Source organism: Streptomyces sp. NPDC090499 (genome assembly GCF_044769305.1).
Classification (GTDB): domain Bacteria; phylum Actinomycetota; class Actinomycetes; order Streptomycetales; family Streptomycetaceae; genus Streptomyces.
The window spans coordinates 45861-67127 of sequence record NZ_JBIVXP010000022.1; the positions used below are offsets into that span (position 1 = coordinate 45861).

Below are 21267 nucleotides of genomic sequence, written 5' to 3' on the forward strand. Positions count from 1 at the left end.
ATCTAGCCCTACACGGGAAGCCGTCGGACGTGGACGAGCCGCTGCGGACGGTGCCCGTGCGGGCCGCGGGCGGCGACCGCGTGCGCGACGGGCCGGTCCCTAGAATGGCAGCGCGCCGGCCCGGAGGGGGATGCGGCGCGTGGACCGCATCGGAGCAGGGGTGATGGGCGCTTCCCGAAGAGTGACGCTGAAGGACGTGGCCGCGGCCAGCGGCGTCTCACGTGCCACCGTCAGCTTTGTCCTCAACGACGATCCGCGCCAGACGATCTCCGCCGCGACGCGGGACCGCGTCCAGCAGGCCGCCCGCGATCTCGGCTACGTGCCGCACGGAGTCGCCAAGGCCCTTCGGGAAGGCACCTCACGGGTGGTCGTCCTGAACATCGACACGGGCATGGAGGGCAACTACTCCTCCAGTTACGTCCGCGGTCTCGATGCCGAACTCGCCGCCCACGACCATGTCCTGCTCGTCCGTCACGGCCGCCACACGCCACGCTCCACCCAGCAGGTACTCGACGCCATCGCCCCTCGTGCCGTCGTCCGCTTCGGTGAGACGTATCTGACGGGCGACGACCTCCACGACCTCGGAGGCGGCTGGCGTGACGGGCTCGCGGCCCACTCCGCACTGCAGCTCCGTCACCTGGTGGAACACGGCCACGCCCATGTCGCCGTGGCACTGCCGGACGTCGAGGCCCCACTGACCGCGGCCCGTCTGAAGTTCACCGGACATGCCGCGATGAACATGGACATCCCTGTCCCGGTCTCCTTTGCCGCTCTGCGGAACCGGGCTGCCTGCGCCGAAACCGTCGGGAGGTTCCTCGCCGGCGCACCCGAGGTCACCGCCTTCGCCGGGTTCAACGACGATGTCGCCCTGCGCGTTCTCGTGGCGCTGCGCGACCTCGGCCGCCGCGTGCCCGATGAGTTCGCCGTCATCGGCTTCGACGACAACGGGTTCGGCGCGTACTCCGCTCCCGCGCTGACCACGGTCAACATCGACGCCGAGGCGCACGGCCGGCTCAGCGCCCGCCTCGCCCTGGGCCTCGAGACCAGCGGCCTTCGCCCGCCGCCCGCCCGGGTCGTCGTACGCGAGTCGGTCTGACCGCCGACCGCCGGCCCGGCTCGGCGCCGTCCGGGGCCAGACCTGCGCCGACCACGACGAGCGGCTTTCCGCCTCGGAGGCGCACCGCGGGACGCACCCCTCCACGGAGCGCAAGGTAAGCCTGCGCCGGGCGCAGACTTCGACATCCGGGCAGCTCAGAGGGGAGAAAGCCCTCCGGGAAGGCGGCACTTGGATCTCGGTGCGCGCCTTGTGACGCCTCGAAGGCGTACCGTACCGTACGGTTCCGTACCGACGTAGGCACCTCCGTCGGCGGCCCCACCCGTGGGGTGACGTGATCGCGGTCGGACACCCCGCGCCGGTTCGTCCAGGACATCCGGGCGACCTACCCGTCGGTCGCGTCGCGCGGCGACCGCCGCCGCCCCTGCCGCCTTGCCCGCACATCGCGCGACGACATGGAGAACCCGATGGCACACCTCGAAGACCAGATCCAGGCGAGCGGTGGTCCGCTGGCCCTCATGCGCAGCGGCCGTTCCGGCGCCTACCCCTTCCCGATCAGGGCCGAGTTCACCAACTGGCGTGACGAGCAGGAGTCGTGGCGCAACTCGGCGGCCCTGATGGACCTGTCCCACCACATGACCGACCTGACGGTCGAGGGCCCGGACTGCTACCGGCTGCTGTCGGAGGTCGGCGCCAACACCTTCGCCGGTTTCGGCCCGATGAAGGCCAAGCAGTTCATCGCCGTCAACCACGACGGTTACATGGTCGGCGACTGCATCCTGTTCTGCCTGGCCGACAACCTGGTCCGGCTCGTCGGACGGCCGCCGGCGCTGAACTGGGTCCAGTTCCATGCCGAGACCGGCGGTTACGACGTCACCCTGCGCCGCGACGAGCGCACCGCGCAGAACCCGAACGGCCGCGAGTTCTTCCGTCTCCAGCTCCAGGGCCCGCACGCGGCGGCCGTCTTCGAGAAGGTCAACGGCGGCCCCATGCCCGACATCCCGTTCTTCTCGATGGGGAAGTTCAACATCGGAAAGCACGAGGTCACCGCACTCAACCACCGCATGTCCGGCTTCCCCGGCCTGGAGTTCTTCGGCCCCTACGAACACCTCGACGACGTCCGCGACACCATCCTGGAGGCCGGCGAGTCCTTCGGGGGCCGTCAGGTCGGCGGGCGCGCCTACGCGTCGGTGGCCACGGAGTCGGGCTGGATCGCCAACACCGTCCCCGCGGTCTACTCCGGAGACGCGATGAAGCCCTACCGCGAGTGGGCGAACGCGCGGAGCTTCGAGGGCAGCCTCTCCCTCGGCGGCAGCTTCGTCTCGGACCGGGTCGAGGACTACTACGTCACCCCCTGGGACCTCGGCTACGGCCACATCCTCAAGTTCGACCACGACTTCATCGGCCGTGCGGCCCTGGAGGCGAAGCGCGGCCAGAAGCATCGCAAGAAGGCGTGGCTGTCCTGGCACCGCGACGACGTCGCCAGGATCTTCGCCAGCCAGTACGAGCAGGGCGAACGTCGCTTCAAGCACATCGAGATGCCCGCGGCCTTCTACGCGGCCTCGCAGGTCGACCGCATCGAACGCGACGGCCGTCTCATCGGCGTGTCGACCCTGTGCAGCTACACCGCCAACGTCCGGGGCTGGATCTCCGTCTGCATGATCGACGAGGACGAACTCACCTACGGCCAGGAAGTCGAACTGGTGTGGGGCGAACCGGACGGCGGTTCCGCCAGTCCCACGGTGGAGCGTCACTCCCAGACGAAGATCCGCGCCACCGTCTCCCGCCGGCCCTTCGCCGGCGACAGGCACTGACCGCACTCCACCCCGGCCCGTGAACAGCGGGGCGAGTCGCCCGGCAGACACTGTTCTGCTCGGCCGTCACGGTGACTTGTCCCCGCCCGGCCGTAGAGACGGGAGGCTCATGACCGACCTCGTAATACCCCTCGTCGGCGCTCACCCGGGCCGATTCGATGCCCGACGAGCCGAGAACGCCGTTCGGGAACTGCTTCTCGCCATCGGCGAGGACCCGGATCGCGAAGGGCTGCGCGCGACACCGGCCCGCGTGGCACAGGCGTACCGGGAACTCCTCTCGGGGATGCGGCAGGAGCCCGAGGACGTCCTGGCCACGACCTTCGAGCTCAGCCACGACGAGATGGTGCTGGTCAAGGACATAGAGATCGTCAGCCTCTGTGAACACCACCTGCTGCCGTTCCGCGGTACGGCCCACGTCGGTTACATCCCCGCCCAGGACGGCAGGGTCACCGGACTGTCCAAGCTGGCCCGCCTGGTGGACGTCTACACGCGCCGCCTCCAGATCCAGGAACGGCTCACCGGGCAGATCGCCGACGCCCTGATGCGCATACTCCACGCTCGCGGCGCGATCGTGGTCGTCGAAGCGGAGCACATGTGCATGTCGGCCCGCGGCATCCGCAAGCCCGGTGCGCGGACGACGACCTCAGCCGTACGCGGCCAACTGCGCAGACCGGCAACCCGCGCCGAGGCGATGAGCCTGATCCTCGCACGCTGACTTGCGGGGAGACGGCGGGCGAACCGGGGCCGCCGATCTCGCACCGATCGCACCCTGGCACTCGAGGACAAGACGCCGGTGTGGTCCGACTGCTGGGCGACGACGCACTCGACAAGCACCCCGACCCGCAGCCGTCCTGCAGTCCTGGCTCGACTCCCCCGCCGCAGGTGAGATCTTCTCCCGCTCCGAGGTCTACCGCGCCGTCGTGAAGTCCCGCCACCACACCCCGGAGCACCTGCGCCAGATCCCCGCCGACGAGGTCCTCGACTCCCTGGACGGCGCACCCGCCGGGGCGCGCGCGTCCTGACCCGGCTGCTTCGTGCGTCACGCGATCCAAAGGCCCTGGACGGACGGCCGGCCGTCCGGACGGCTGGTCAGGGCTTCCAGGTGCGCAGGAGGACGGCGATCTGTTCGGCGGTGCAGCGAGGGCTGTTCAGCTCGCGGGCCAGCGCCGAGAGCTGTTCGCGGGTGGGGTCGACCGGGATGTTCGACGCCGCGAGGTACATGACGGCGACGGCGCAGGCGACGGTGAGGTTGGAGCGCTCCAGCCACCGGCAGCGTCCCAGGGTCTGCACCAGGGCGGCGGCGCGCGCGTAGGGGCCGTCGTAGACGGGGCGGTCGAAGAACTCGCCGCGGTGCCGGGCGACGGCTGCGAGTGGGACGCCGTAGTCGTCCACGCCCGGATCGCGGTGACCGGCCCGTTCGGCGACTTCCAGGATCCAGGACTCGTCGACATGCACGATCACGCCGCGGCTCCCGGGCGCACGTCGCCGGCCGGCTCGTCGAACTGACGCTCCAGGTCATCGAGGAATCCGCCGTGCTGGTCGATGAGGCGCTGCGCGGCCTCCATGCCGGCGGCCCGCGCACCGGTCGTGTCTTCCACGATCAGCCGCTCGACGTACTTGTTGAAGTCAAGCCCGCGGGCCTTCGCGGCGTCCTTGCCGGTGGCGAGGACGTCAGGGGACAGGCGGAGCTGGGTCTGCTTCCGGTCAGAGGCCATACCTCATGGTAGCAGGGTGGTAGCAGGTGGAGTAGTTTGCGGCCGGATCATGGAGCGACCCTGCAGCCCGTCCTCGTCTGAGCCTGGAGGACAGCGGCCGCTCCGGGGAGGTGGGTGCCAGAAGCCCACCGATCGCGAAGCCGGCCAGCATGTGAACCTGCCATGCCAGCTCAGTGGCCTCTTCGGTCGGAGCACGTGCGCGGCAGGGCAGATGGCGCCGGATCACCTTCCGGCGATCCGGCGTCCGCCCACGTCTTCGCCCGAACTCCGGTGAGCCGTGCCATGAGCCGGGAGAGACGCCGTCGAGAGCGAACTCGCCGGTGACTCCCATCTCGCAGAACAGGGCGTCGTCGTGCCGCACGCCCGCCGGCCAGGGCCCCAGAACCGGTCGCCACGGTCAGCGTCGGGGCCGACCACGCCCGGGACGGCGCTGTGGGGGCAGTCCGCCGGGCGCCGCGGATCGGCCAGCACTACGGCCTCTGCCGCGCCCTGACCGAGAACGTTCCACACCGGCGGATCCACCGGGGCGGCCGGAGCGATGCTGTACAGGTGAAGGCCCTCCGACAGCAGGGCTTCGGCATAGTCGACGGGCCGCCCGTTTCGCGATCACTTGAGATGAAGAACGGGCGGTTCCTGCTCACGTCCAACGCCAGCACGGAGCCCTTGTGTCTCCCCCTCTCTGTCTGGTGGAGAGAGCGGACCGCGTGGTGACTTCCGCGCATGTGTCCAAGGCACCTTGGGTGAAAGTGTCCGCTGACAGTGGGTGTCAGTCACCGGGGCACCTCGTGGCGGCTTCCTCGAAGCGCCGGCCGTCCGGGAGCGTGACCGTCACCGGCCCGGGTTCGCCGACGGGGTCGGCTGTGCGCTGTGCCGCGTCGGCCGTGCAGGCGAGTTGGGCGGCCGCGAGGCCGGGATCGCCCGGCTCACCCGCCGCGGACGACAGTCGGACGGAGATCCGGCGGGCGCTCACCGTCACTTTCACGAGGTCCGCCGAGGACGTTGTCCGGGGTACGGCGGTGGCTCCGCCGTACGCCGGGACGGCCGGGACCGCCGTCGGAATGCCCGTGGGCAGGGGCAGCCGGGTCGTCAGTCCCTTGTTCAGCTCCGCGGCGGTCGGGCCCAGGAGCAGGTCCCGCACCGCCGCCGCGGCATCACCCGGCGCGGCGGTCGGGCGCCGGACGGCGACCAGGGCGCCGTCGCGCACGAAGTACAGCCGCGCTGTCGGCACGACGCCGCTGGCGGGACCGCCCGCCTGCACCACGCCGGTCGTAGGGATGCCGCAGGAGGCCAGGACGCACACGGCCGGGGGAAGGAGGAGCGCGCGGCGGACCCGCCGCCGTAAGGCCGTCACCGGTCCTCCCCGGGCGGTTCGTCGGCCGGCAGGGGCAGCCGTACGGTGAAGACGGCTCCGCCCCCGGGCCGGTTCGCGGCGCGGACCGTGCCGCCGTGCACCCGGACGTTCTCCGCGGTGATGGCGAGGCCCAGGCCGCTGCCCTCGGTGCGGGTGCGGGCGGCGTCCGACTTGTAGAACCGCTCGAAGACCTGCGGCAGCACGTCGTCCGGGATGCCGGGTCCGCTGTCCAGCACCTCGATCACCGCGAGCCGTGCCCCGCCGGGCTCTCCGCCGTCGTACAGGCGCAGCACGACGGGCCGGGCGCCGTGCCGCAGCGCGTTGCCCACCAGGTTGGCGACCACGACGCCGAGGCGGCGCGGGTCGACGCGGCCGCGCAGCGTGCCGGGCGGCGGCAGGTCGCACTCCACCAGGCCGGCCCAGGCACGGGCGTCGAGGCTGCGCCGCAGGGACTCGGCGAGGTCGATCTCGTCCAGGTGCAGCACCGCGGCGCCCGCGTCGAAACGGGAGATCTCCAACAGGTCGTCCACCAGCCGGGCCAGTTTCACGGTCTCCTCGCTGATCAGACGGACAGCGGTGGCGGTGTCCGGGTCCAGGCGGGCGGCGTCCTCGTCGAGGACGTCGGTGACGGCGGACATGGCGGCGAGCGGGGTGCGCAGTTCGTGCGACACGTCCGCGGCGAACCGGCGGGCCCGGGCCTCCATGCCGCGCAGTTCGGCCACCGACTTCTCCAGCGCGGCGGCCGTCTCGTTGAACGTGTGGGAGAGATCGGCGAGTTCGTCGGACCCGTCGACGGCGAGCCGGGTGTCCAGGCGTCCCTCGGCGATGCTGCGGGTGGCATGGCGAAGTGCTCTCACCGGTCGCAGCACCCCGCGGGCGGCGAGCAGCGCCAGCAGCACGGCGAGCGTCAGCGCGGGCACGGCGGCGCGTTCGGCGGCGGTGACCAGGGCGTCGACGTAGGCGCGCTCGGTGGTCTGCGGCACGGTCAGGAAGACATGGACACCGGAGGCGTAGACGCCCGTCGTGGGTGCCTCGGCGAAGGTGACCGACATGCCGACGACGAGTGCGGTGCGGTCGCCGACGGCCACCCGCTGGAAGACGGTGGCCATGCTGGAGCCGACGGCCGCGCGGACGGCCGGGGTCAGTTCGGTGAAGCGGTCGCCGGGGGCGGAGGTGGCGCTGAGGCGGCCGTAGGCGGCCAGCACCCGCCAGGTCCCGGAGGGCTCGGAGCCGGCCACGTCCGCCGCGAACCGCGTCAGTGCGGCCCGGTCCGGCGGGAAGGCGAGGTCCGGGGCGAGCCGCCCGACCTGGGTGCGCAGCTGCTGGATCACGGCGTCCTGGCTCTGCTGGAGGACGCCGGTACGGGCCTCGCGGAAGGTCAGGGCACCGGTGGTGGCGGCCGTGACGGCCGCCACCAGCGTGAAGGCGAGCACCAGGCGGATCCGCAGACCGCGCAGTTGTGGCAGACGCGGGCGCTTCACCGGGCCGTGAACCGGTAGCCGAAGCCGCGCACGGTCTGGACGAAGCGCGGCTCGCGCGGCGGCTCGCCCATCTTGGCGCGCAGCCGCCGCACGCAGGCGTCCACGAGTCGCGCGTCTCCGTGGTAGCTGTGCTCCCAGACCGCTTCGAGGAGCTGCTGGCGGCTGAACACCTGACCGGGCGAGGCGGACAGGGTGAGCAGCAGCCGGAGTTCGGACGGGGCGAGCGGGACCGGCACCCCGCTGCGGGTGACGGACAGCCCGGCCCGGTCGACGGACAGCTCTCCGTAGGTGTCGATCCTCGGTATGCCGGCGTCGGCGGGCGGCCCGCCCGCCCGGCGCAGCACCGCGCGGAGGCGGGCCTCGAGGACCCGTGCCTGCACCGGCTTGACCACGTAGTCGTCGGCGCCCGCCTCCAGGCCCACGACGATGTCCTCGTCGTCGCCCCGCGCGGTCGCCATGACGATCGGCAGGGTCTGGTCGAGGCCGCGGATCCGGCGGCACACGTCGAGTCCGGGCATCCCGGGCAGCATGAGGTCCAGCACCACGACGTCCGGCCGGAAGGACCGCACCCGTTCCAGCCCGTCCTCCCCGGTCGCGACGGCGGCGAGTTCGTGCCCCCGGCGGCGCAGGGCGAGGGCCACCCCCTCCCGCACGGCACGGTCGTCTTCGATCAGCAGAACGCGTGGCATGCGCTCAGTATCCGCATGCGATCCGCACAGCTGTGCGTTTGTTACGGGACGATCATATAAACCCGCAACCCCTTGTCCGTTATCTTCTCGTTATCGCTTGCGCCATGCTCGATCACATTCCGGTCACAGCCTGACCGTCATGACCACGCGCACAGCACGTTCCTCCCGTGGCCGCCGCCGGAGCGCCCCCGCCCACGCCGTCCACCGCGGGCGGAAGGGGAGAGGCCCGGTCCTGGGAGCCGTGGCCGCGCTGGCGGTCCTGGTGGCCGCGGGGTACGTGGCCGTCGGCGGGAGTTCGTCCGGTACGGGGGCACCCCACGCCGGCGACAAGGGCCGGTCCACCGAGCGGGCCCGGTCCGGGCGCGTCGGCGCTACCGGCCCGGCGCACGGCTCCCGGTCCCCGTCGCCCGGCCCGGCCTCCGGCTCCGCCTCCCCGGGCCCCCGTACCTCGCCCACGCCGCGGATCCCGGCCACCGGACCGGGCAGGTTCGTCACCGCGACGGGTGGCAGCACCAGGGTCGGCTCCGGCACGCTCCTGCGCTTCCGGGTCGAGGTCGAGAACGGGACCGGCCTCGCCACGGCGGACGTAGCCCGGCAGGTCGAGCACATCCTCGCCGACCCGCGTGGCTGGACCGCCGACGGCCACTCGGCGTTCCAGCGGGTGTCGAGCGGTCCGGCCGACTTCGTCGTCCGGGTCGCGACTCCTGGGACGGTGGACAGGGTCTGCGGGAAGTACGGCCTGGACACCGGCAGTGAGGTCAACTGTAACGTGGCCGACCAGGTCATGGTGAACCTCAGACGCTGGCTGCTCGCGACCCCCGTCTACGCTCACCGCGTCAAGGACTACCGGGCGCTGATCATCAACCACGAGGTCGGCCACTTCCTCGGCCACGGGCACGTCGGCTGTCCCGGTCCCGGGCAGCCGGCCCCCGTGATGATGCAGCAGATCAAGGGCATGCACGGCTGCCTGCCCAACGTCTGGCCGTACGACGGGCAGGGCCGGTACCTGACCGGACCGGCCGTGTCCTGACCGCCGGGCCGGCCGCCCCCGGCGTCTGACGGGTCACAGCACCGCGAGCCGTTCCACCGCCTGGAGCGGCCGCGGATGGACGAGGCGCACGTTCGGCTGGTCCAGGACGCGGCCCACGAGTTGCGCACCCCGCTGACCAGCCTGCGTACCAACACCCCGTCCTCGGCCGTCTCGACGGCCTCTCCCCCGCCGCCGGGGCCCGGCTGCTCGACGACGTCGAGGGCGAGACCCGTGAACTCAGCGGCCTGGTGGAGGAGCCGGTCGAGCCGGCGCGGCCCGGGACCGGGAGGAGCCCGAGGAGTCCGTGGACCTGGGCGAGGTGGCCCGGCGGGCCGCCCGCCGGGTCCACCGCCACACCCGCCGCCTCATCCGTGTCGACGCCGACGGCTCCGTGATCCTGGGCCGGCCGCACCGGCTGGAATGCGCAGTAAGCAATCTGGCGGAGAACGCGGCGAAGTTCGACGCCCGCAGCGCCGGGGAGACGGAGGACGCCGAACCGGTCCGGCTGGAGATCCGTACCGGGCGGGTGACCGTCTCCGACCACGGCCACGGCATCGGCGCGGCCGACGCCACGCGCGTCTTCGACTGTTTCCACCGCGTCGACTCCGCACGCGGCCTGCCGGGCTCGGGCCTCGGCCTGGCGATCGTCCGGGACGTCGCAGAGACGCACGACGGCACCGTCTTCGCCCGCTCCCGTCCGGGCGGCGGCGCGGAGGTGGGGTTCAGCGTCGGCGGACGGGGGCTGCTCCCGCCGGGCTGACCGTCCGTGGGCGGCGCCACCGGGTCAGGTGCGGGTGAAGCTCAGTCCGGTGAACTCCCCGCGCTGCCGCCACTCGGCGAGCATCTCGAAGTACGCCGTGGAGGTGCCCGGGTAGTTCGCGTTCTTGCGGGGCCTGTCCTCGGGGCGCCCTTCGTTGTTCCAGCGTCCCGGTGTGCAGTCCTTGAGGAAGCCGCCCGAGCCCAGCAGGACCAGGCCGGAGCCGTCGACCACCTGCTCGACGTATGCCTCCTCGGCCTGCCGGGTGACGTCCGCGATCACTCCCTGCCGTTCGAACTCGGCGATGAGGAAGGAGATGTGGCGCGCGGTCTCCTCCAGGATGTGGGAGAAGTTGATCGCGGCGGTGCCCTGGGTGTAGTTCGGCGGCAGCAGGAAGAAGTTGGGGAAGCCGCTCGACATCACACCGTGCAGCGTCTCCGGACCGTCCTTCCACTTGCCGGAGAGGGTGCTGCCGTCGCGGCCGGTCACGTCGAGGCCCACCCGGTCCGTGTACGCGGAGTCCTGGTCGAAGCCGGTCGCGAGGACGAGGCAGTCGAGCGGGTACTCGACGCCGCCGACGACGACCCCGCGGGGGGTGATCCGTCGGACCCCCTGTCCCTGGGTGTCGACCAGCCGCACGTTCGGCCGGTTGAAGGCCGGCAGGTACTCGTCGTGGTAGCAGGGGCGCTCGCACTGGTAGCGGTAGTAGGGCTTGAGCGCCTCGGCGGTCCCGGGGTCCCGTACGGTCGTGTCGATCCTGGCCCGGATGGTCTCCATGTGCCGCAGGTCGGCCAGCTCCCGCCGTTCCGCGAGCTGTTCGGGCGTGGGTCCGCCGTGCTCGTCGCTGTCGGGTACCGCGTGGTAGAAGACGGTCCATCCGTCGCCGACCAGGTCCTCGGTGACCTTCTCCCCGTTGGTGACGCGGGTGAAGTTCTCCCGCCGCCGCTGCTGCCAGCCCGGCTCCAGGGTGCGGAACCAGTCCTGGTCCGTCTCCCGGTTGTCGCGGACGGCGACCGTGGAGGGGGTCCGCTGGAAGACGAGGAGCTCGCGGGCGGCCGCAGCGAGCGGGGCGACGATCTGGACGGCGGACGCGCCGGTGCCGACGACGCCGACCGTCTTGTCCCCGAGCCTGGTCATGGGGCTGGAGGCGTCACCGCCGGTGTAGTCGTAGTCCCAGCGGGAGGTGTGGAACAGCTTGCCCTCGAAGTCGTCGATGCCCTCGATGGCAGGCAGTTTCAGCGAGGTGAACGATCCGTGGGCCACCACCGCGTACCGGGCCCGGAACCCGTCCCCGCGGTCCGTGCGCACGGTCCACCGGGCGCTTGGCTCGTCCCAGTCCAGTCCTGTCACCGACGTGTGGAAGAGCGCGTGGTCGTAGAGCCCGAAGTGCCGGGCCAGCCGCTGGGTGTGGGTGTGGATCTCGGCGCCGTAGGAGTAGCGGTGCCGGGGCATGTAGTCCAGCTCTTCGAGCAGCGGCAGGTAGATGTACGACTCGACGTCGCACATCACGCCCGGGTACCGGTTCCAGTACCACACGCCTCCGACATCGCCTCCCTTCTCCACGATGCGGATCCGGTCGAGGCCCGCCTTGCGCAGATGGGCGGCGGTGAGCAGGCCGCCGAATCCGCCGCCCACCACGACCGCGTCGACGCTGTCGTGCAGCGGCTCGCGCGGTACGACGGCCGTGAACGGGTCCTCGACCAGCTCCCCGTGTCGCGCGAGGTCGAGGACCTCGCTGCGCGAGGGGTCGAGGCGCTTGTCCCGCTCGGCCCGGTACCTGGCGCGCGCCCGATCGAGATCCGTGCGCTCGGCCGAAGTCTGCGTCATGCCTGCTTCTCCGTTCTGTGGCGTTCGAGGATGCCCTGGTCCGCGGCCCGCCTGCTCGCCGAGATGCCGGCGAGCCGCGTCAGGCCATGGACGCGCCACCGTTGACGCGGACGACGTGTCCGGTGACGCACCGGCTCGCTTCCGACGCGAGGTAGAGGACGGCGTGGGCCGAGTCGATCGGCTCGGCGACCCGGCCGAGGGGAGCGGCGGCGGCCATCCTGTGGCCGAGTTCGTCGAACCCGCTCTGCCGGAACCCGCCGGAGGGGTCCGTGTGCCGCTGCCGGGTGATGCCGGTGTCCGTCCAGCCGGGTGCGACGCCGTTGACCCGGATGCCGCGGGGTCCCAGTTCGACGGCGAACGTACGGGTCAGGGCCTCGCCGCCCTTCTTCGTGGCGGCGTAGGACCCCGTGCCCGCGGTGGCGAAGTCGATGATCGTGGACAGGGTGTTGACGATGCTCGACCCCGGCCGCATCACGCGGGCCGCGGCCTGGCAGCCGTAGAGGACGCTCTTGAGGTTGACCGCGAGGACCCGGTCGAACTCGTCCGGCGGGACCTCCGTGAGGGGGCGGCGGATCATGATGCCGGCGTTGTTGACCAGGACGTCGAGGTGTCCGAACCGGGAGACCGTGTCGTCGACCAGCGCGGTCACGGCGGCCGGATCCGCCACGTCCACCTGCCGGGCCACGGCTGTCCCGCCGTCCTTCGCGACGCCGGCCGTGGTGGCCTCGGCGCTCTCCGCGTCCAGGTCGGCGGCGACGACCCGGGCGCCGGCCGCGGCGAGCACGCCCGCGACGGCCCGTCCGATGCCGCTCCCCGCGCCGGTGACCACCGCCACCTTTCCGGTCAGCCGGAACGCCTGTGCCAGGTCCATCTCGTCTCTCCCCACTGCCGTACGGCGGTTGCGTGCTGGTGTTCCGTCAGCGGCCGGACACCGGACGCGCCGGTGGCGTGTGTCGGCCGAGTCCGGCCGCGACGTGCGGCGTGACGCGCTCGGCGAGGGCGCGGTGGCCCTCGTCGCCCGGGTGCACTCCGTCCACGAGGTGTGCGGCCGGTACGAGGTCCCGCCCCGGGAGCAGGACCAGACGGTCGTCCTGGGTCGCCTCGGCGAAGCGGCGCACCGCGTCCTCCATCGCGGCGCGCAGTTCCGCGAGGCTCGCGCCGAAGCGGTTGGGTACCTTCTCCGCCGCCGGACGGACGATCGGGCTGACGACGAGGACGGGGACGTCGGGCAGGCCCTGGCGTACGGCGGTGAGGTAGAGCCGGGTGGTCTCGGCGAGCTGGGCGGGGCTCGTCGGCAGGGACGAGTAGGCGTTCGTTCCCCACGCCAGGGCCACGGCGGCGGCGCCGGAGGCGGCCACGACGTCGGCGGTGGGCAGTTCGCCCCGGGCGGCGCCCGCGAAGCCGAGGTTGACCAGGTCGAGGCCGAGCGCCTCGGCGACCAGGGTGGGCCAGGCCAGACCGGGCGCCGACACCGACCAGCCCTGGGTGACGGAGTCGCCGTACACCACCCAGCGAGGTCCCGGCTCGACGGGTTCGAGGCGGCGGTCGGCCCCCAGGGCGACGACCCTCACCTCGGCCGCCTCCGGGAAGTAGACGCGCACGACGCTGCTCGGGTCGCGCGCGGGCAGCACTATCAGCTCAGTCCCGCCACCGGGCGGCAGGGGCACCAGCCGGGCCGGGAAACCCGGCACCCGTACGGCGAAGGCCTCGGGGAGAGTCGGGGCCGGCACGCTGGTCCGCTCCCCCGTCTCCACCGTCAGCTCGACCGTCGACGCCGGGCCGGTGAAGGCCAGATACAGGCCGGCCGGCACCCGGGCGGCCCGGACGGTGTCGGCCGTCAGCTTCGTGCCGACCGCGAGCGGCAGCCGCGAGCCGCCGCCGGTCCAGGACACCCCCGGCAGGACGCCGTGGAGGAAGCGTTCGGGCTGAACCCGGATCATTCGAGCACCGCCCCTCTGTCATCAACTGCCCTGCTATTGAATGTTTTCAGCTGATACATCTATATTTCCTGATCGATATACCTACAGAGCTGAGGTGTAGCGATGAGCATCACGGAACTGACCCCCGATTACCGTGGGTTGATCGACCTGACGGGCAGACACGTCCTGGTCCTCGGCGGTGGGCTGGGCATCGGCCGCCAGACCTGTCTCGCCGCGGCGGGCGTCGGCGCCAAGGTGTCCGTGGTCGACGCGGACCGGAAGCGGGCCGAGGCGGTCGCCGAGGAGGTCGGCGGTCTGGCGCTCACCGGTGACGCGACCGTCCGCGCGGACGTCGAGCGGATCTTCGGCGACGCCGTAGAGCGCTTCGGTCCCGTCCACGGGATCGCGGACATCATCGGCATCGCCGACAACGGCCCGCTGGGCGACGTGACCGACGAGCTCTGGCAGCGTGGGCTCGACCTGAATCTCCGCCATGCCTTCCTGGCCCTGCAGATCGGTGCGAAGGCCATGCCGGAGGGCGGTGCGATGGTGTTCGTCGGCTCCGTCTCGGGCCTGCGGTCCGCTCCCGGCCACGCGGTGTACGGGGTCGCGAAGGCCGGTCTCTCCAACCTGGTGAGCACCGCCTGCCTCGAACTCGGCCCGGGCATCCGCGCGAACGTCGTCGCGCCCGGTCAGACGGCCACCCCGCGCATCGCCGAGCGCCATCCGGAGCCCGGTTACTACGAGCGGGCGGGCGCCCGGGTGCCACTCGGCCGGGTGGGCGCGACCAGCGACATCGCGTCGGCGATCCTGTTCTTCCTCACCGACCTGTCGGCGTGGATCACGGGCCAGACACTGGTGGTCGACGGCGGCACGGGCCGGAAGTTCGCGTACGCGGAGTCCTGACGTCCGCGGTGGCGGGGCGGCGCGGCAGGGGACGCGCGCAGCCGCCCCGCCCTGCGTGGTCGCGGGCTCGCGTCCCGGCCGGTGTTCAGCCGAAGTCATAGTGCTCCGGCTCGAACCGGGCGAGGAGCTCGTGGTACTCCTCCAGCCGCCAGGGCGCGTTGACCTGCTGCCTGCCGAACTCGTTGACGTAGTAGTTGCGTTCCGTCGAGGCCGGGTCGTACCAGACGAGGGCGCGCATCGCCGCGTCCAGGCGGCGGTTGTAGTCCTCGAAGACCTCCTCGCGGACGGTCAGATACCTGTGCCCCGTCTCGACGAGGGCGACCAGCGCCTCGCCTATGTAGCGCGCCCAGGTCTCCATCCACACGATGAGCGACCCGGAGCGGTTCTGCGCGTTGGGGCCGTACATGATGAACAGGTTCGGGAAGCCGGGCACGGTGAGGCCGAGGTAGGCGCGCGGACCGCCGCTCGCGGGGTCGCTCCACCGCTCCTCCAGGGTCTCGTCGGCGAGGCCGCGGTAGCGGGTCGGCCACAGGTATTTCTGGGTGACGAAGCCGGTGGCCGTGAAGACGAGGTCGTAGTCGCGTTCCCTGCCGTCCGCGGTGCGGATCCCGGTCGGGGTGAAGCGTTCGATGGTCTCCGTGACCAGCTCGACGTCGTCCTTGAGCAGCGAGGCGTACCAGTTGTTGTCGACGATGAGCCGGCGTGCCATGGGAGCGTGCCGGGGAATGAGCTTGTCCCACAGGTCGGGGCGGCTGCCCAGCTGGGACTTGACGTACCGGGTGAGGGTCTCGCGGTACGCGTCGTTCGCCTCGCTGACCAGACCGCCCGCGGCCTGCCACCGCGGGTCCGGCTCCTGGAGGACCTGGCCGCCGAGGCGGAGGGCGGCGGCGGAGTAGCAGTACCAGTTCCAGTAGTACGGCATGGTGTCCAGGAGCCAGCGCGTCTCCGGGCGGATGGGCTCGCCGTAGCGTTCGCGCGGGGTGATCCACTGCGGGGTGCGCTGGAAGACGCCCACGCTGCGGGCGCGGCTGCGCACGGAGGACAGCATCTGCACGCCGGTCGAGCCGTTGCCGATGATGGCGACGTCGCGGCCGTCGAGCCGTTCCCGGCCCGTGCACTCGGCGGTGTGCACGACCTCGCCACGGAAGCCCTCGACGCCGGGCACGTCAAGTCGCCTGGGGGTGGCGAACAGCCCGCTCGCGCTCACCACGGCGTTGGCGGTGAGGTGCCGCACCCGGCCGTCCACCACGGCCTCGATCGTCCAGCGCCCGGTCGCCGCGTCGAAGGACGCCTCCCGCACGTCGCTGTCGAAGCTGATGTGCTCGTGGACGCCGTACTTCCTGGCGACGTGTTCGAGGTATCCGCGTACCTCGCCGGCCCGGGCGAAGTACTCGGTCCACGGATAGTTCTTCTCGAAGAAGAACTGGTAGAGGAAGTTGGTGGTGTCCACCCGCACGTCGGGGTAGGTGTTGATGCTCCAGGTGCCGCCCAGTTCCGAGCGCCGCTCGTAGATCGTGTACGGGATGCCCAGGTGCTCCAGTTGTACGGCCATGGCGATGCCCCCGAAGCCGGCGCCGACGACGGCCACGTGGAAGTCCTCGGGCAGGGCGGGTCGCGGGCCGGTCCACCGGGCCAGCCTCGGATGGTCGTCGAAGGCGGCGAGTCCACGCCGGTAGGCCCAGTCCCGGTCGGTGAGCTTCTCGCCGCCGAACGCCTCGTACATGCGCCGCAGTTCGGCGTCGTCGGGGCGCGTCTCGGTGAAGTCCTCGGGTGGGTCGAGCAGGAATTCCCTTGCCTGTGCCCGCAGTTGGTCGACGGCCTCGTCGGCGACGACGGTCTGCCGGAGCGCGCCGCCGTACATCGGGACGGTCCTCAGCTCCAGTTCGAGCAGGGACTCGTCCGCGGTGGCCTGGTACAGCGCGAGCCTCAGGGCGTTCAGGTCCGCGTCGTCCAGTGCGCGGTCGACGAACGCCCGGTCCACGCGCGGTGACGCTCCCGGCGCGGGACCGTCCTTCCCCGTCATGTGGTTCCTCCGCGCCTGGTCATGGTGCTCCTCCCCGGTCGACCGGATCCGACTTGAGGAAAGCAGGGGAGGGATCAACGCCCCGGTGGGGTTTCCACTGACCGGGATCCGCCCGGCAGGGCCTTGGACGAACGGGGTGAATGCCGGTCGACGCACAACGGCGAGAGGCGGAGACCGTGTTGAGTGTGGCCGAGTTCGACGTCCTGGCGGGGCAGGTGGGCAACTGGGGGCGCTGGGGCGTGGACGACCAGCGCGGCACGCTCAACCTCGTCACCCCCGAGGTGGTCAGGAGGGGGACGGCCGCGGTGGTCACGGGCGAGACCTTCTCCCTGGCCATGCCGTTGTCGCTGGACGGCCCGCAGAACGGCGTGGGGGTACGGGGCCGGATCAACCCGGTCCGGACCATGCTGGCCATCAACACACCGATGGGCCCCGGCCCGGACGCGGCCGCCTACAGCGACGACATCGTGGTGACCCCGACGCAGGCGGCCACGCATTGGGACGCGCTGTCGCACTGCAGCCACCGGGGCCTGATGTACAACGGCGTGCCCGCGGACGCCGTCGACGCCTTCGGCGCCGCGAGGCTCGGCATCGATACGGCCGGCCCCATCGTGTCGCGCGGCATTCTGCTGGACGTGGCCCGGCATCAGGGCGTCGACGTCCTGCCCGGCGGGTTCCCGGTCACGCGGTCCGTCCTGGAGGCCGTCGAGGAGGCCCAGGGGACCCCGGTGGAGGAGGGCGACATCGTCCTCGTCCGTACCGGACAGGCGTCGTACTTCCTCGCGGGCGACGTACCGCGCTATCGCCGGCCCGTTCCCGCGCTCGACTTCGACGCCCCGCTCTTCTTCCACGCGCGGGGGGCGGCCGCCGCCGCGATCGACAACATGCCCATGGAGCTGCTGCCGTCGAAGGCCGAGGACGTCATGCTGCCCGTCCACGTGCTGTGCCTGGTGATGATGGGCATGGTCCAGGGCCAGAACTGGGTGCTCGAAGAGCTCGCGGCGGCCTGTGCCCGGGACCGCCGCCACACCTTCCTGCTCGACGCGACTCCCGAACCCTTCCTGCACAGCACCGGCGGCCTGGTGAACCCCGTGGCCGTGCGCTGACGGGCACGGCCACGGCGGTCACGATGGTCACGACGGTCACGGACCGGTTTCCTCGACCGGCCCGTCCGCCGCCGGCGCCCGCAGCCGGTCGCGCAGTTCGTACTTGCGGACCTTGCCCGACGGGGCCCGCGGCAGGTCGGCGACCACCTCGACGCGCTCGGGCGCCTTCTGCGGTGCCACCCGGTGCCGGGCGAACAGCTCGCGTACCTCCTCGACGTCGAGGGTGCCGCCGTCGAGGACCACGAACGCGGCGACCCGCTCGCCGTAGCGCGGGTCCGGTTCGGCGACCACGGCCGCGTGCCGCACCCGGGGATGGGTGGCGAGGATGTCCTCGACCTCCTTGGAGGCGATGTTCTCCCCGCCCCTGATGATGATGTCCTTGATGCGGTCGGTGACGGTGAGCCGGCCGTCCCCGTCCAGCCGTCCGACGTCCCCGGTGCGGAACCAGCCGCCGGGCAGAAACGCCGAATCGTCGTGCGCCGGGTCCCGGTAGCCGACGAACTGGCTGGGGCCACGGGTCACGACCTCGCCCGTCTCCCCCGCCGGCCGGGAGCGCAGCTGCTCGTCGACGATCCGTATCTCGTCGCCGAACCGCGCGAGACCGTCGGTCGCCGCGCGCTGGTGCGCGGAGGCGTCCAGGGGCGAGGTGGCGCATCGGGGGTGCTCGGTGCTGCCGTAGGCGCGGGCCATGACGAGGCCGGCCGCGTCGGCGCGGGCGACCAGCGCGGGCGGGACGCCCGCGGCGCCGATCTGCACGAAGCGCAGGCTGGAGATGTCGTGGCCGCTCTCCTCGGCGGCCTTCAGGAGCGCTTCCACGTGCAGCGGTGTCCCGCTGGTGATCGTGCACCGGTACTTCTCGACGAGTTCGACGGCGCGCACGGGGTTCCAGCGGTCCATGTGGACCGTGTCGGTGCCCGAGACGATCCCGCTGCACGCGGCGAGCAGTCCGGCGACATGGCCCGAGGGCCAGGGGATGAGGCGGATGTCCTGCGGCCCGGCCTCGTTCATCAGGTCGCCCTTGCGGAGCTCGTGCAGCAGGGTGTTGTGCGTGTGCTGGACGCCCTTGGGGACGCCGGTCGTCCCGGAGGTGTAGATCAGCGCGCAGACGTCGTCGGCGTGCACGCCCGTGGGCAGAGCTGCCTGTGCGGTCCCGGCCACGAGGTCGGTCCAGGGCATCGCGCCGGGTGCGGTCCGGTCGCCGATCATGACGACGTGTTCGAGTCCCGGGCCGCCGTCGAGCCGGGCCAGGCGGTCGGTGAAGTCGATGGACCGCCAGGCGTCGGGCAGCACCAGCACCTTCGCGCCGGCGTCCCGCAGGATGACGCCGACCTCCGCCGAGCCGTAGATGTGGGTGACGGGGAGGACGACGGCCCCGGCCAGCCATGCGCCGAAGTACGAGACGATCAGCTCCAGGCGGTTGGGGACCTGGACGGCCACCACGTCGCCGGGCCGCACCCCCAGGGCGCGCAGCCCGGTCGCCGCACGCCCTGCGAGAGCCAGCACCTCGGCCAGGGTGACCGTGGTCGTCCCGGCATCGGTCCCGGTGCCGGTCCCGGTCTCCGTCTCGGTTCCCGTCCCGGCCTCCGCGGCGAATACGAACCGCGTCCCGGGGACGCGCCGGCCGGCGTCCGCGAGGGCGTCGGCCATGGTCCGCGACGAGTAGTGCCCCTCCGCGTACCAGCGTTCCCGCAGCCCGAGGAGGTCGCGCCGCCGCTGCTCGGGTGTCACGCTCACTGCCGTCTCCTCCGTCGCCGCATCACTCGACGGCACAGGGCTACCAGCCGGCGGCTTCGCCCGATGAGCCCGTTCCACTGAACGGAAGCCTGTCGCCCCCGATGCCGCCGGTCCCGGCATGCTGCGGGAGCGCACGAAGAAACCGAATCGAGCAATCAGGCAATCGAGCTATCGAGCAGAGGAGGCGCGGATGGCCGGGTCGCTCGTCGGCAAGGTCGCGTTCATCACCGGCGCGGCCCGCGGGCAGGGCAGGGCGCACGCGGTGCGGCTGGCCCGTGAGGGCGTGGACGTCATCGGGGTCGACATCTGCGGGGCCGTCAGGACGATGGACTATCCCAACGCGTCGCCGGACGACCTGGCCGAGACGGTGCGGCTGGTGCGGGCGCAGGGGCGCCGTATGGTCGCCCTGCAGGCCGACGTACGCGACTACCCAGGCCTCAAGGCCGCGTTCGACGAGGGGCACGCCGAGTTCGGCCGGCTGGACCTCATCCTCGCCAACGCGGGCATCGTCCGCTACACCGAGGAGGCGGGGGACGAGTTCGTCGAGATCTGGCGGGACATCGTCGACACCAACCTCACCGGTGTGTTCCACACGGTCCGGGCCGGTCTCCAGGCCATGATCGACGGCGGCCGGGGCGGCTCGATCGTGATCACGAGTTCCAGCGCGGGCATCAGGGGGACGGGCTCACCGAACGCGGGCGCGCAGGCGTACACCGCCGCCAAACGCGGACTCGTCGGCTACATGCAGACGCTGGCGAACGACCTTGCCCCGCACATGATCCGGGTGAACACGATCCACCCGACCGGTGTGGCCACCGGGATGACCCAGAACGAGGCGCTGGCCAGGAAGGCCGCGCAGCCGGACAGCGAGATCGCCCAGATGCGCAACGCCCTGCCCATCGACATCCTCCAGCCCGAGGACATCGCCGACGCCGTCGCCTACCTGGTGTCGGACCGGACGCGGTTCATCACGGGTGTCCAGTGGCCGCTGGACGCCGGATTCGGCGTCCGGTGACTGCACGGACCGATGGCTCACTCGGACTGGCACGGGTGCCTGCATTTTAAGTGCATTGACTTAAAGAGTGAGACGTGCTGGCATGGTCGGGTGACGGGAACGAGTCTGAGTTCGACCAAGGCGGAGATCGTGACGGCGGCCGAGCGGCTGTTCGCGCTGCACGGCATCGACGGCGTGTCCCTGCGGCAGATCGGCACGGCGGCGGGGGCAGGCAACAACTCCGTCGTCCAGTACCACTTCGGCTCCAAGGACCGGCTCGTCGACGCCGTCATCGAGTACCGCCTGCCCGCCCTGCACGCCCGCCGGACACAGCTGCTGGAGCGCCATCGCGCCGGTGACCTGCGGAGCCTGCTCAAGTGCCAGGCGCTGGCCATCCTTGAGCAGGGCGAACAGCCCGGCAGCCACTACCTGGGCTTCATCGCCACCCTGCGCCAGCAAGGCCACCAGGAGCTCCTCGACCGGCTGCCGGAAGAAGTACGCGCCTCGCTGCACGACTTCCACCAGCGGCTCGGAGCCCATCTGCCGCATCTGCCCGAGCACTTGCGGGCCCATCGGCTCGCCCGTGCGATGACCCTGATCGTGCAGACCGCCGCGGACCGCGAGCGCGCCCGTTCCCTGGGGCGGCCCGTGCCGCCCTTCGGCCTCGAACTGGCCGACCTGGTCGACAGCCTGGTCGGATCGCTGCTGGCGACCCCCTCGCCGGAGTCGCTCGCCCCGCTCTCCGAGGACGAGGCGGCCGGCGTGGCCTGGCCGCCCTTCATCTAGGCCCCTGTCCCGCCTCCTCCCCCCTCAGACCTCCTCCCCCCTCAGACCTCCTGCCCCTCGGATCCCTTCCCGGCGATCCCT

At 71.8% G+C, this 21267-nt stretch carries 19 protein-coding genes; 9 read left to right on the plus strand and 10 right to left on the minus strand.

The features are described from left to right. The first annotated feature begins 196 nt into the window (after positions 1-196). From ACIQVL_RS44345 to folE, 3 genes are all read left to right on the plus strand, one after another. A complete protein-coding gene (locus ACIQVL_RS44345; RefSeq protein ID WP_403478324.1) occupies positions 197-1096 on the plus strand; it encodes a LacI family DNA-binding transcriptional regulator in 900 nt (299 codons plus the stop codon). Positions 1097-1521: 425 nt separating this feature from the next. Beyond that, positions 1522-2868: an aminomethyl transferase family protein gene (locus ACIQVL_RS44350; protein WP_403478325.1), complete on the plus strand. Its 1347-nt coding sequence runs from the start codon at positions 1522-1524 to the stop codon at positions 2866-2868. 109 nt (positions 2869-2977) lie between these two features. Then, positions 2978-3583 carry a GTP cyclohydrolase I FolE gene (folE, locus tag ACIQVL_RS44355; RefSeq protein ID WP_403478326.1) on the plus strand — a complete coding sequence of 202 codons (606 nt, stop codon included), beginning with the start codon at positions 2978-2980 and terminating at the stop codon, positions 3581-3583. A gap of 374 nt (positions 3584-3957) precedes the next feature. On the opposite strand, the gene ACIQVL_RS44360 is transcribed toward folE, so the two are convergent. The 5 genes from ACIQVL_RS44360 to ACIQVL_RS44380 all read right to left on the minus strand — a co-directional run bounded on the left by ACIQVL_RS44360 (position 3958) and on the right by ACIQVL_RS44380 (position 8104). Continuing rightward, the gene (locus ACIQVL_RS44360) at positions 3958-4329 is read right to left on the minus strand and encodes a fic family toxin-antitoxin system, toxin component (RefSeq protein WP_403440796.1); all 372 of its coding nucleotides are present in this window, start codon (positions 4327-4329) and stop codon (positions 3958-3960) included. Beyond that, complete coding sequence (locus ACIQVL_RS44365) at positions 4326-4583, minus strand: hypothetical protein (protein WP_403440793.1); 258 nt, start codon at positions 4581-4583, stop codon at positions 4326-4328. The genes ACIQVL_RS44360 and ACIQVL_RS44365 overlap by 4 nt, the downstream gene beginning before the upstream one ends. Before the next feature lie 766 nt (positions 4584-5349). Continuing rightward, on the minus strand, positions 5350-5934 hold the full coding sequence (locus ACIQVL_RS44370) for a hypothetical protein (protein WP_403440791.1): 585 nt from the start codon (positions 5932-5934) through the stop codon (positions 5350-5352). After that, entirely contained in the window at positions 5931-7415 is a 1485-nt protein-coding gene (locus tag ACIQVL_RS44375) for an ATP-binding protein (protein ID WP_403478327.1), read from the minus strand. The genes ACIQVL_RS44370 and ACIQVL_RS44375 overlap by 4 nt, the downstream gene beginning before the upstream one ends. Continuing rightward, the gene (locus tag ACIQVL_RS44380; RefSeq protein ID WP_403440789.1) at positions 7412-8104 is read right to left on the minus strand and encodes a response regulator; all 693 of its coding nucleotides are present in this window, start codon (positions 8102-8104) and stop codon (positions 7412-7414) included. The genes ACIQVL_RS44375 and ACIQVL_RS44380 overlap by 4 nt, the downstream gene beginning before the upstream one ends. Positions 8105-8243: 139 nt before the next feature. Between ACIQVL_RS44380 and ACIQVL_RS44385 the strand changes: the two genes are divergently transcribed. Both ACIQVL_RS44385 and ACIQVL_RS44390 read left to right on the plus strand, forming a co-directional pair. After that, complete coding sequence (locus tag ACIQVL_RS44385) at positions 8244-9134, plus strand: DUF3152 domain-containing protein (RefSeq protein WP_403478328.1); 891 nt, start codon at positions 8244-8246, stop codon at positions 9132-9134. 304 nt (positions 9135-9438) lie between these two features. Continuing rightward, positions 9439-9894, plus strand: coding sequence for a sensor histidine kinase (locus ACIQVL_RS44390; protein WP_403478329.1), 456 nt, complete (start codon positions 9439-9441; stop codon positions 9892-9894). Between the two features lie 24 nt (positions 9895-9918). On the opposite strand, the gene ACIQVL_RS44395 is transcribed toward ACIQVL_RS44390, so the two are convergent. The 3 genes from ACIQVL_RS44395 to ACIQVL_RS44405 form a co-directional block, all read right to left on the minus strand. Beyond that, on the minus strand, positions 9919-11718 hold the full coding sequence (locus ACIQVL_RS44395; protein ID WP_403478330.1) for a flavin-containing monooxygenase: 1800 nt from the start codon (positions 11716-11718) through the stop codon (positions 9919-9921). 79 nt (positions 11719-11797) lie between these two features. Further along, positions 11798-12589, minus strand: a complete 792-nt coding sequence (locus tag ACIQVL_RS44400; protein ID WP_403478331.1) for an SDR family NAD(P)-dependent oxidoreductase — start codon at positions 12587-12589, stop codon at positions 11798-11800. Positions 12590-12635: 46 nt separating this feature from the next. Further along, the gene (locus tag ACIQVL_RS44405) at positions 12636-13658 is read right to left on the minus strand and encodes an SGNH/GDSL hydrolase family protein (RefSeq protein WP_403478332.1); all 1023 of its coding nucleotides are present in this window, start codon (positions 13656-13658) and stop codon (positions 12636-12638) included. Between the two features lie 102 nt (positions 13659-13760). Between ACIQVL_RS44405 and ACIQVL_RS44410 the strand changes: the two genes are divergently transcribed. Continuing rightward, complete coding sequence (locus tag ACIQVL_RS44410; protein ID WP_403478333.1) at positions 13761-14543, plus strand: SDR family NAD(P)-dependent oxidoreductase; 783 nt, start codon at positions 13761-13763, stop codon at positions 14541-14543. 85 nt (positions 14544-14628) lie between these two features. On the opposite strand, the gene ACIQVL_RS44415 is transcribed toward ACIQVL_RS44410, so the two are convergent. Further along, positions 14629-16566 (minus strand): flavin-containing monooxygenase, encoded by a 1938-nt coding sequence (locus tag ACIQVL_RS44415; RefSeq protein ID WP_403478334.1) that lies wholly within the window; start codon positions 16564-16566, stop codon positions 14629-14631. 185 nt (positions 16567-16751) lie between these two features. Here ACIQVL_RS44415 and ACIQVL_RS44420 point away from each other — a divergent pair, with 185 nt between their 5' ends. Then, positions 16752-17672: a cyclase family protein gene (locus ACIQVL_RS44420; RefSeq protein WP_403478335.1), complete on the plus strand. Its 921-nt coding sequence runs from the start codon at positions 16752-16754 to the stop codon at positions 17670-17672. A 36-nt stretch (positions 17673-17708) separates the two neighbouring features. On the opposite strand, the gene ACIQVL_RS44425 is transcribed toward ACIQVL_RS44420, so the two are convergent. Next, positions 17709-19406, minus strand: coding sequence for an AMP-binding protein (locus ACIQVL_RS44425; protein ID WP_403478336.1), 1698 nt, complete (start codon positions 19404-19406; stop codon positions 17709-17711). 190 nt (positions 19407-19596) lie between these two features. Between ACIQVL_RS44425 and ACIQVL_RS44430 the strand changes: the two genes are divergently transcribed. Together ACIQVL_RS44430 and ACIQVL_RS44435 are read left to right on the plus strand one after the other, a co-directional pair. After that, positions 19597-20421 (plus strand): mycofactocin-coupled SDR family oxidoreductase, encoded by an 825-nt coding sequence (locus ACIQVL_RS44430; RefSeq protein ID WP_403478337.1) that lies wholly within the window; start codon positions 19597-19599, stop codon positions 20419-20421. Positions 20422-20511: 90 nt separating this feature from the next. Beyond that, the gene (locus ACIQVL_RS44435; RefSeq protein WP_403440760.1) at positions 20512-21186 is read left to right on the plus strand and encodes a TetR/AcrR family transcriptional regulator; all 675 of its coding nucleotides are present in this window, start codon (positions 20512-20514) and stop codon (positions 21184-21186) included. The last annotated feature ends 81 nt before the right edge of the window (positions 21187-21267 follow it).

Coding starts and splice junctions, on each gene's coding strand:
- ACIQVL_RS44350 (WP_403478325.1), top strand. CDS start 1,522: ATGGCACACCTCGAAGACCAGATCCAGGCGAGCGGTGGTCCGCTGGCC.
- folE (WP_403478326.1), top strand. CDS start 2,978: ATGACCGACCTCGTAATACCCCTCGTCGGCGCTCACCCGGGCCGATTC.
- ACIQVL_RS44365 (WP_403440793.1), bottom strand. CDS start 4,583: ATGGCCTCTGACCGGAAGCAGACCCAGCTCCGCCTGTCCCCTGACGTC.
- ACIQVL_RS44380 (WP_403440789.1), bottom strand. CDS start 8,104: ATGCCACGCGTTCTGCTGATCGAAGACGACCGTGCCGTGCGGGAGGGG.
- ACIQVL_RS44385 (WP_403478328.1), top strand. CDS start 8,244: ATGACCACGCGCACAGCACGTTCCTCCCGTGGCCGCCGCCGGAGCGCC.
- ACIQVL_RS44395 (WP_403478330.1), bottom strand. CDS start 11,718: ATGACGCAGACTTCGGCCGAGCGCACGGATCTCGATCGGGCGCGCGCC.
- ACIQVL_RS44400 (WP_403478331.1), bottom strand. CDS start 12,589: ATGGACCTGGCACAGGCGTTCCGGCTGACCGGAAAGGTGGCGGTGGTC.
- ACIQVL_RS44405 (WP_403478332.1), bottom strand. CDS start 13,658: ATGATCCGGGTTCAGCCCGAACGCTTCCTCCACGGCGTCCTGCCGGGG.
- ACIQVL_RS44410 (WP_403478333.1), top strand. CDS start 13,761: ATGAGCATCACGGAACTGACCCCCGATTACCGTGGGTTGATCGACCTG.
- ACIQVL_RS44415 (WP_403478334.1), bottom strand. CDS start 16,566: ATGACGGGGAAGGACGGTCCCGCGCCGGGAGCGTCACCGCGCGTGGAC.
- ACIQVL_RS44430 (WP_403478337.1), top strand. CDS start 19,597: ATGGCCGGGTCGCTCGTCGGCAAGGTCGCGTTCATCACCGGCGCGGCC.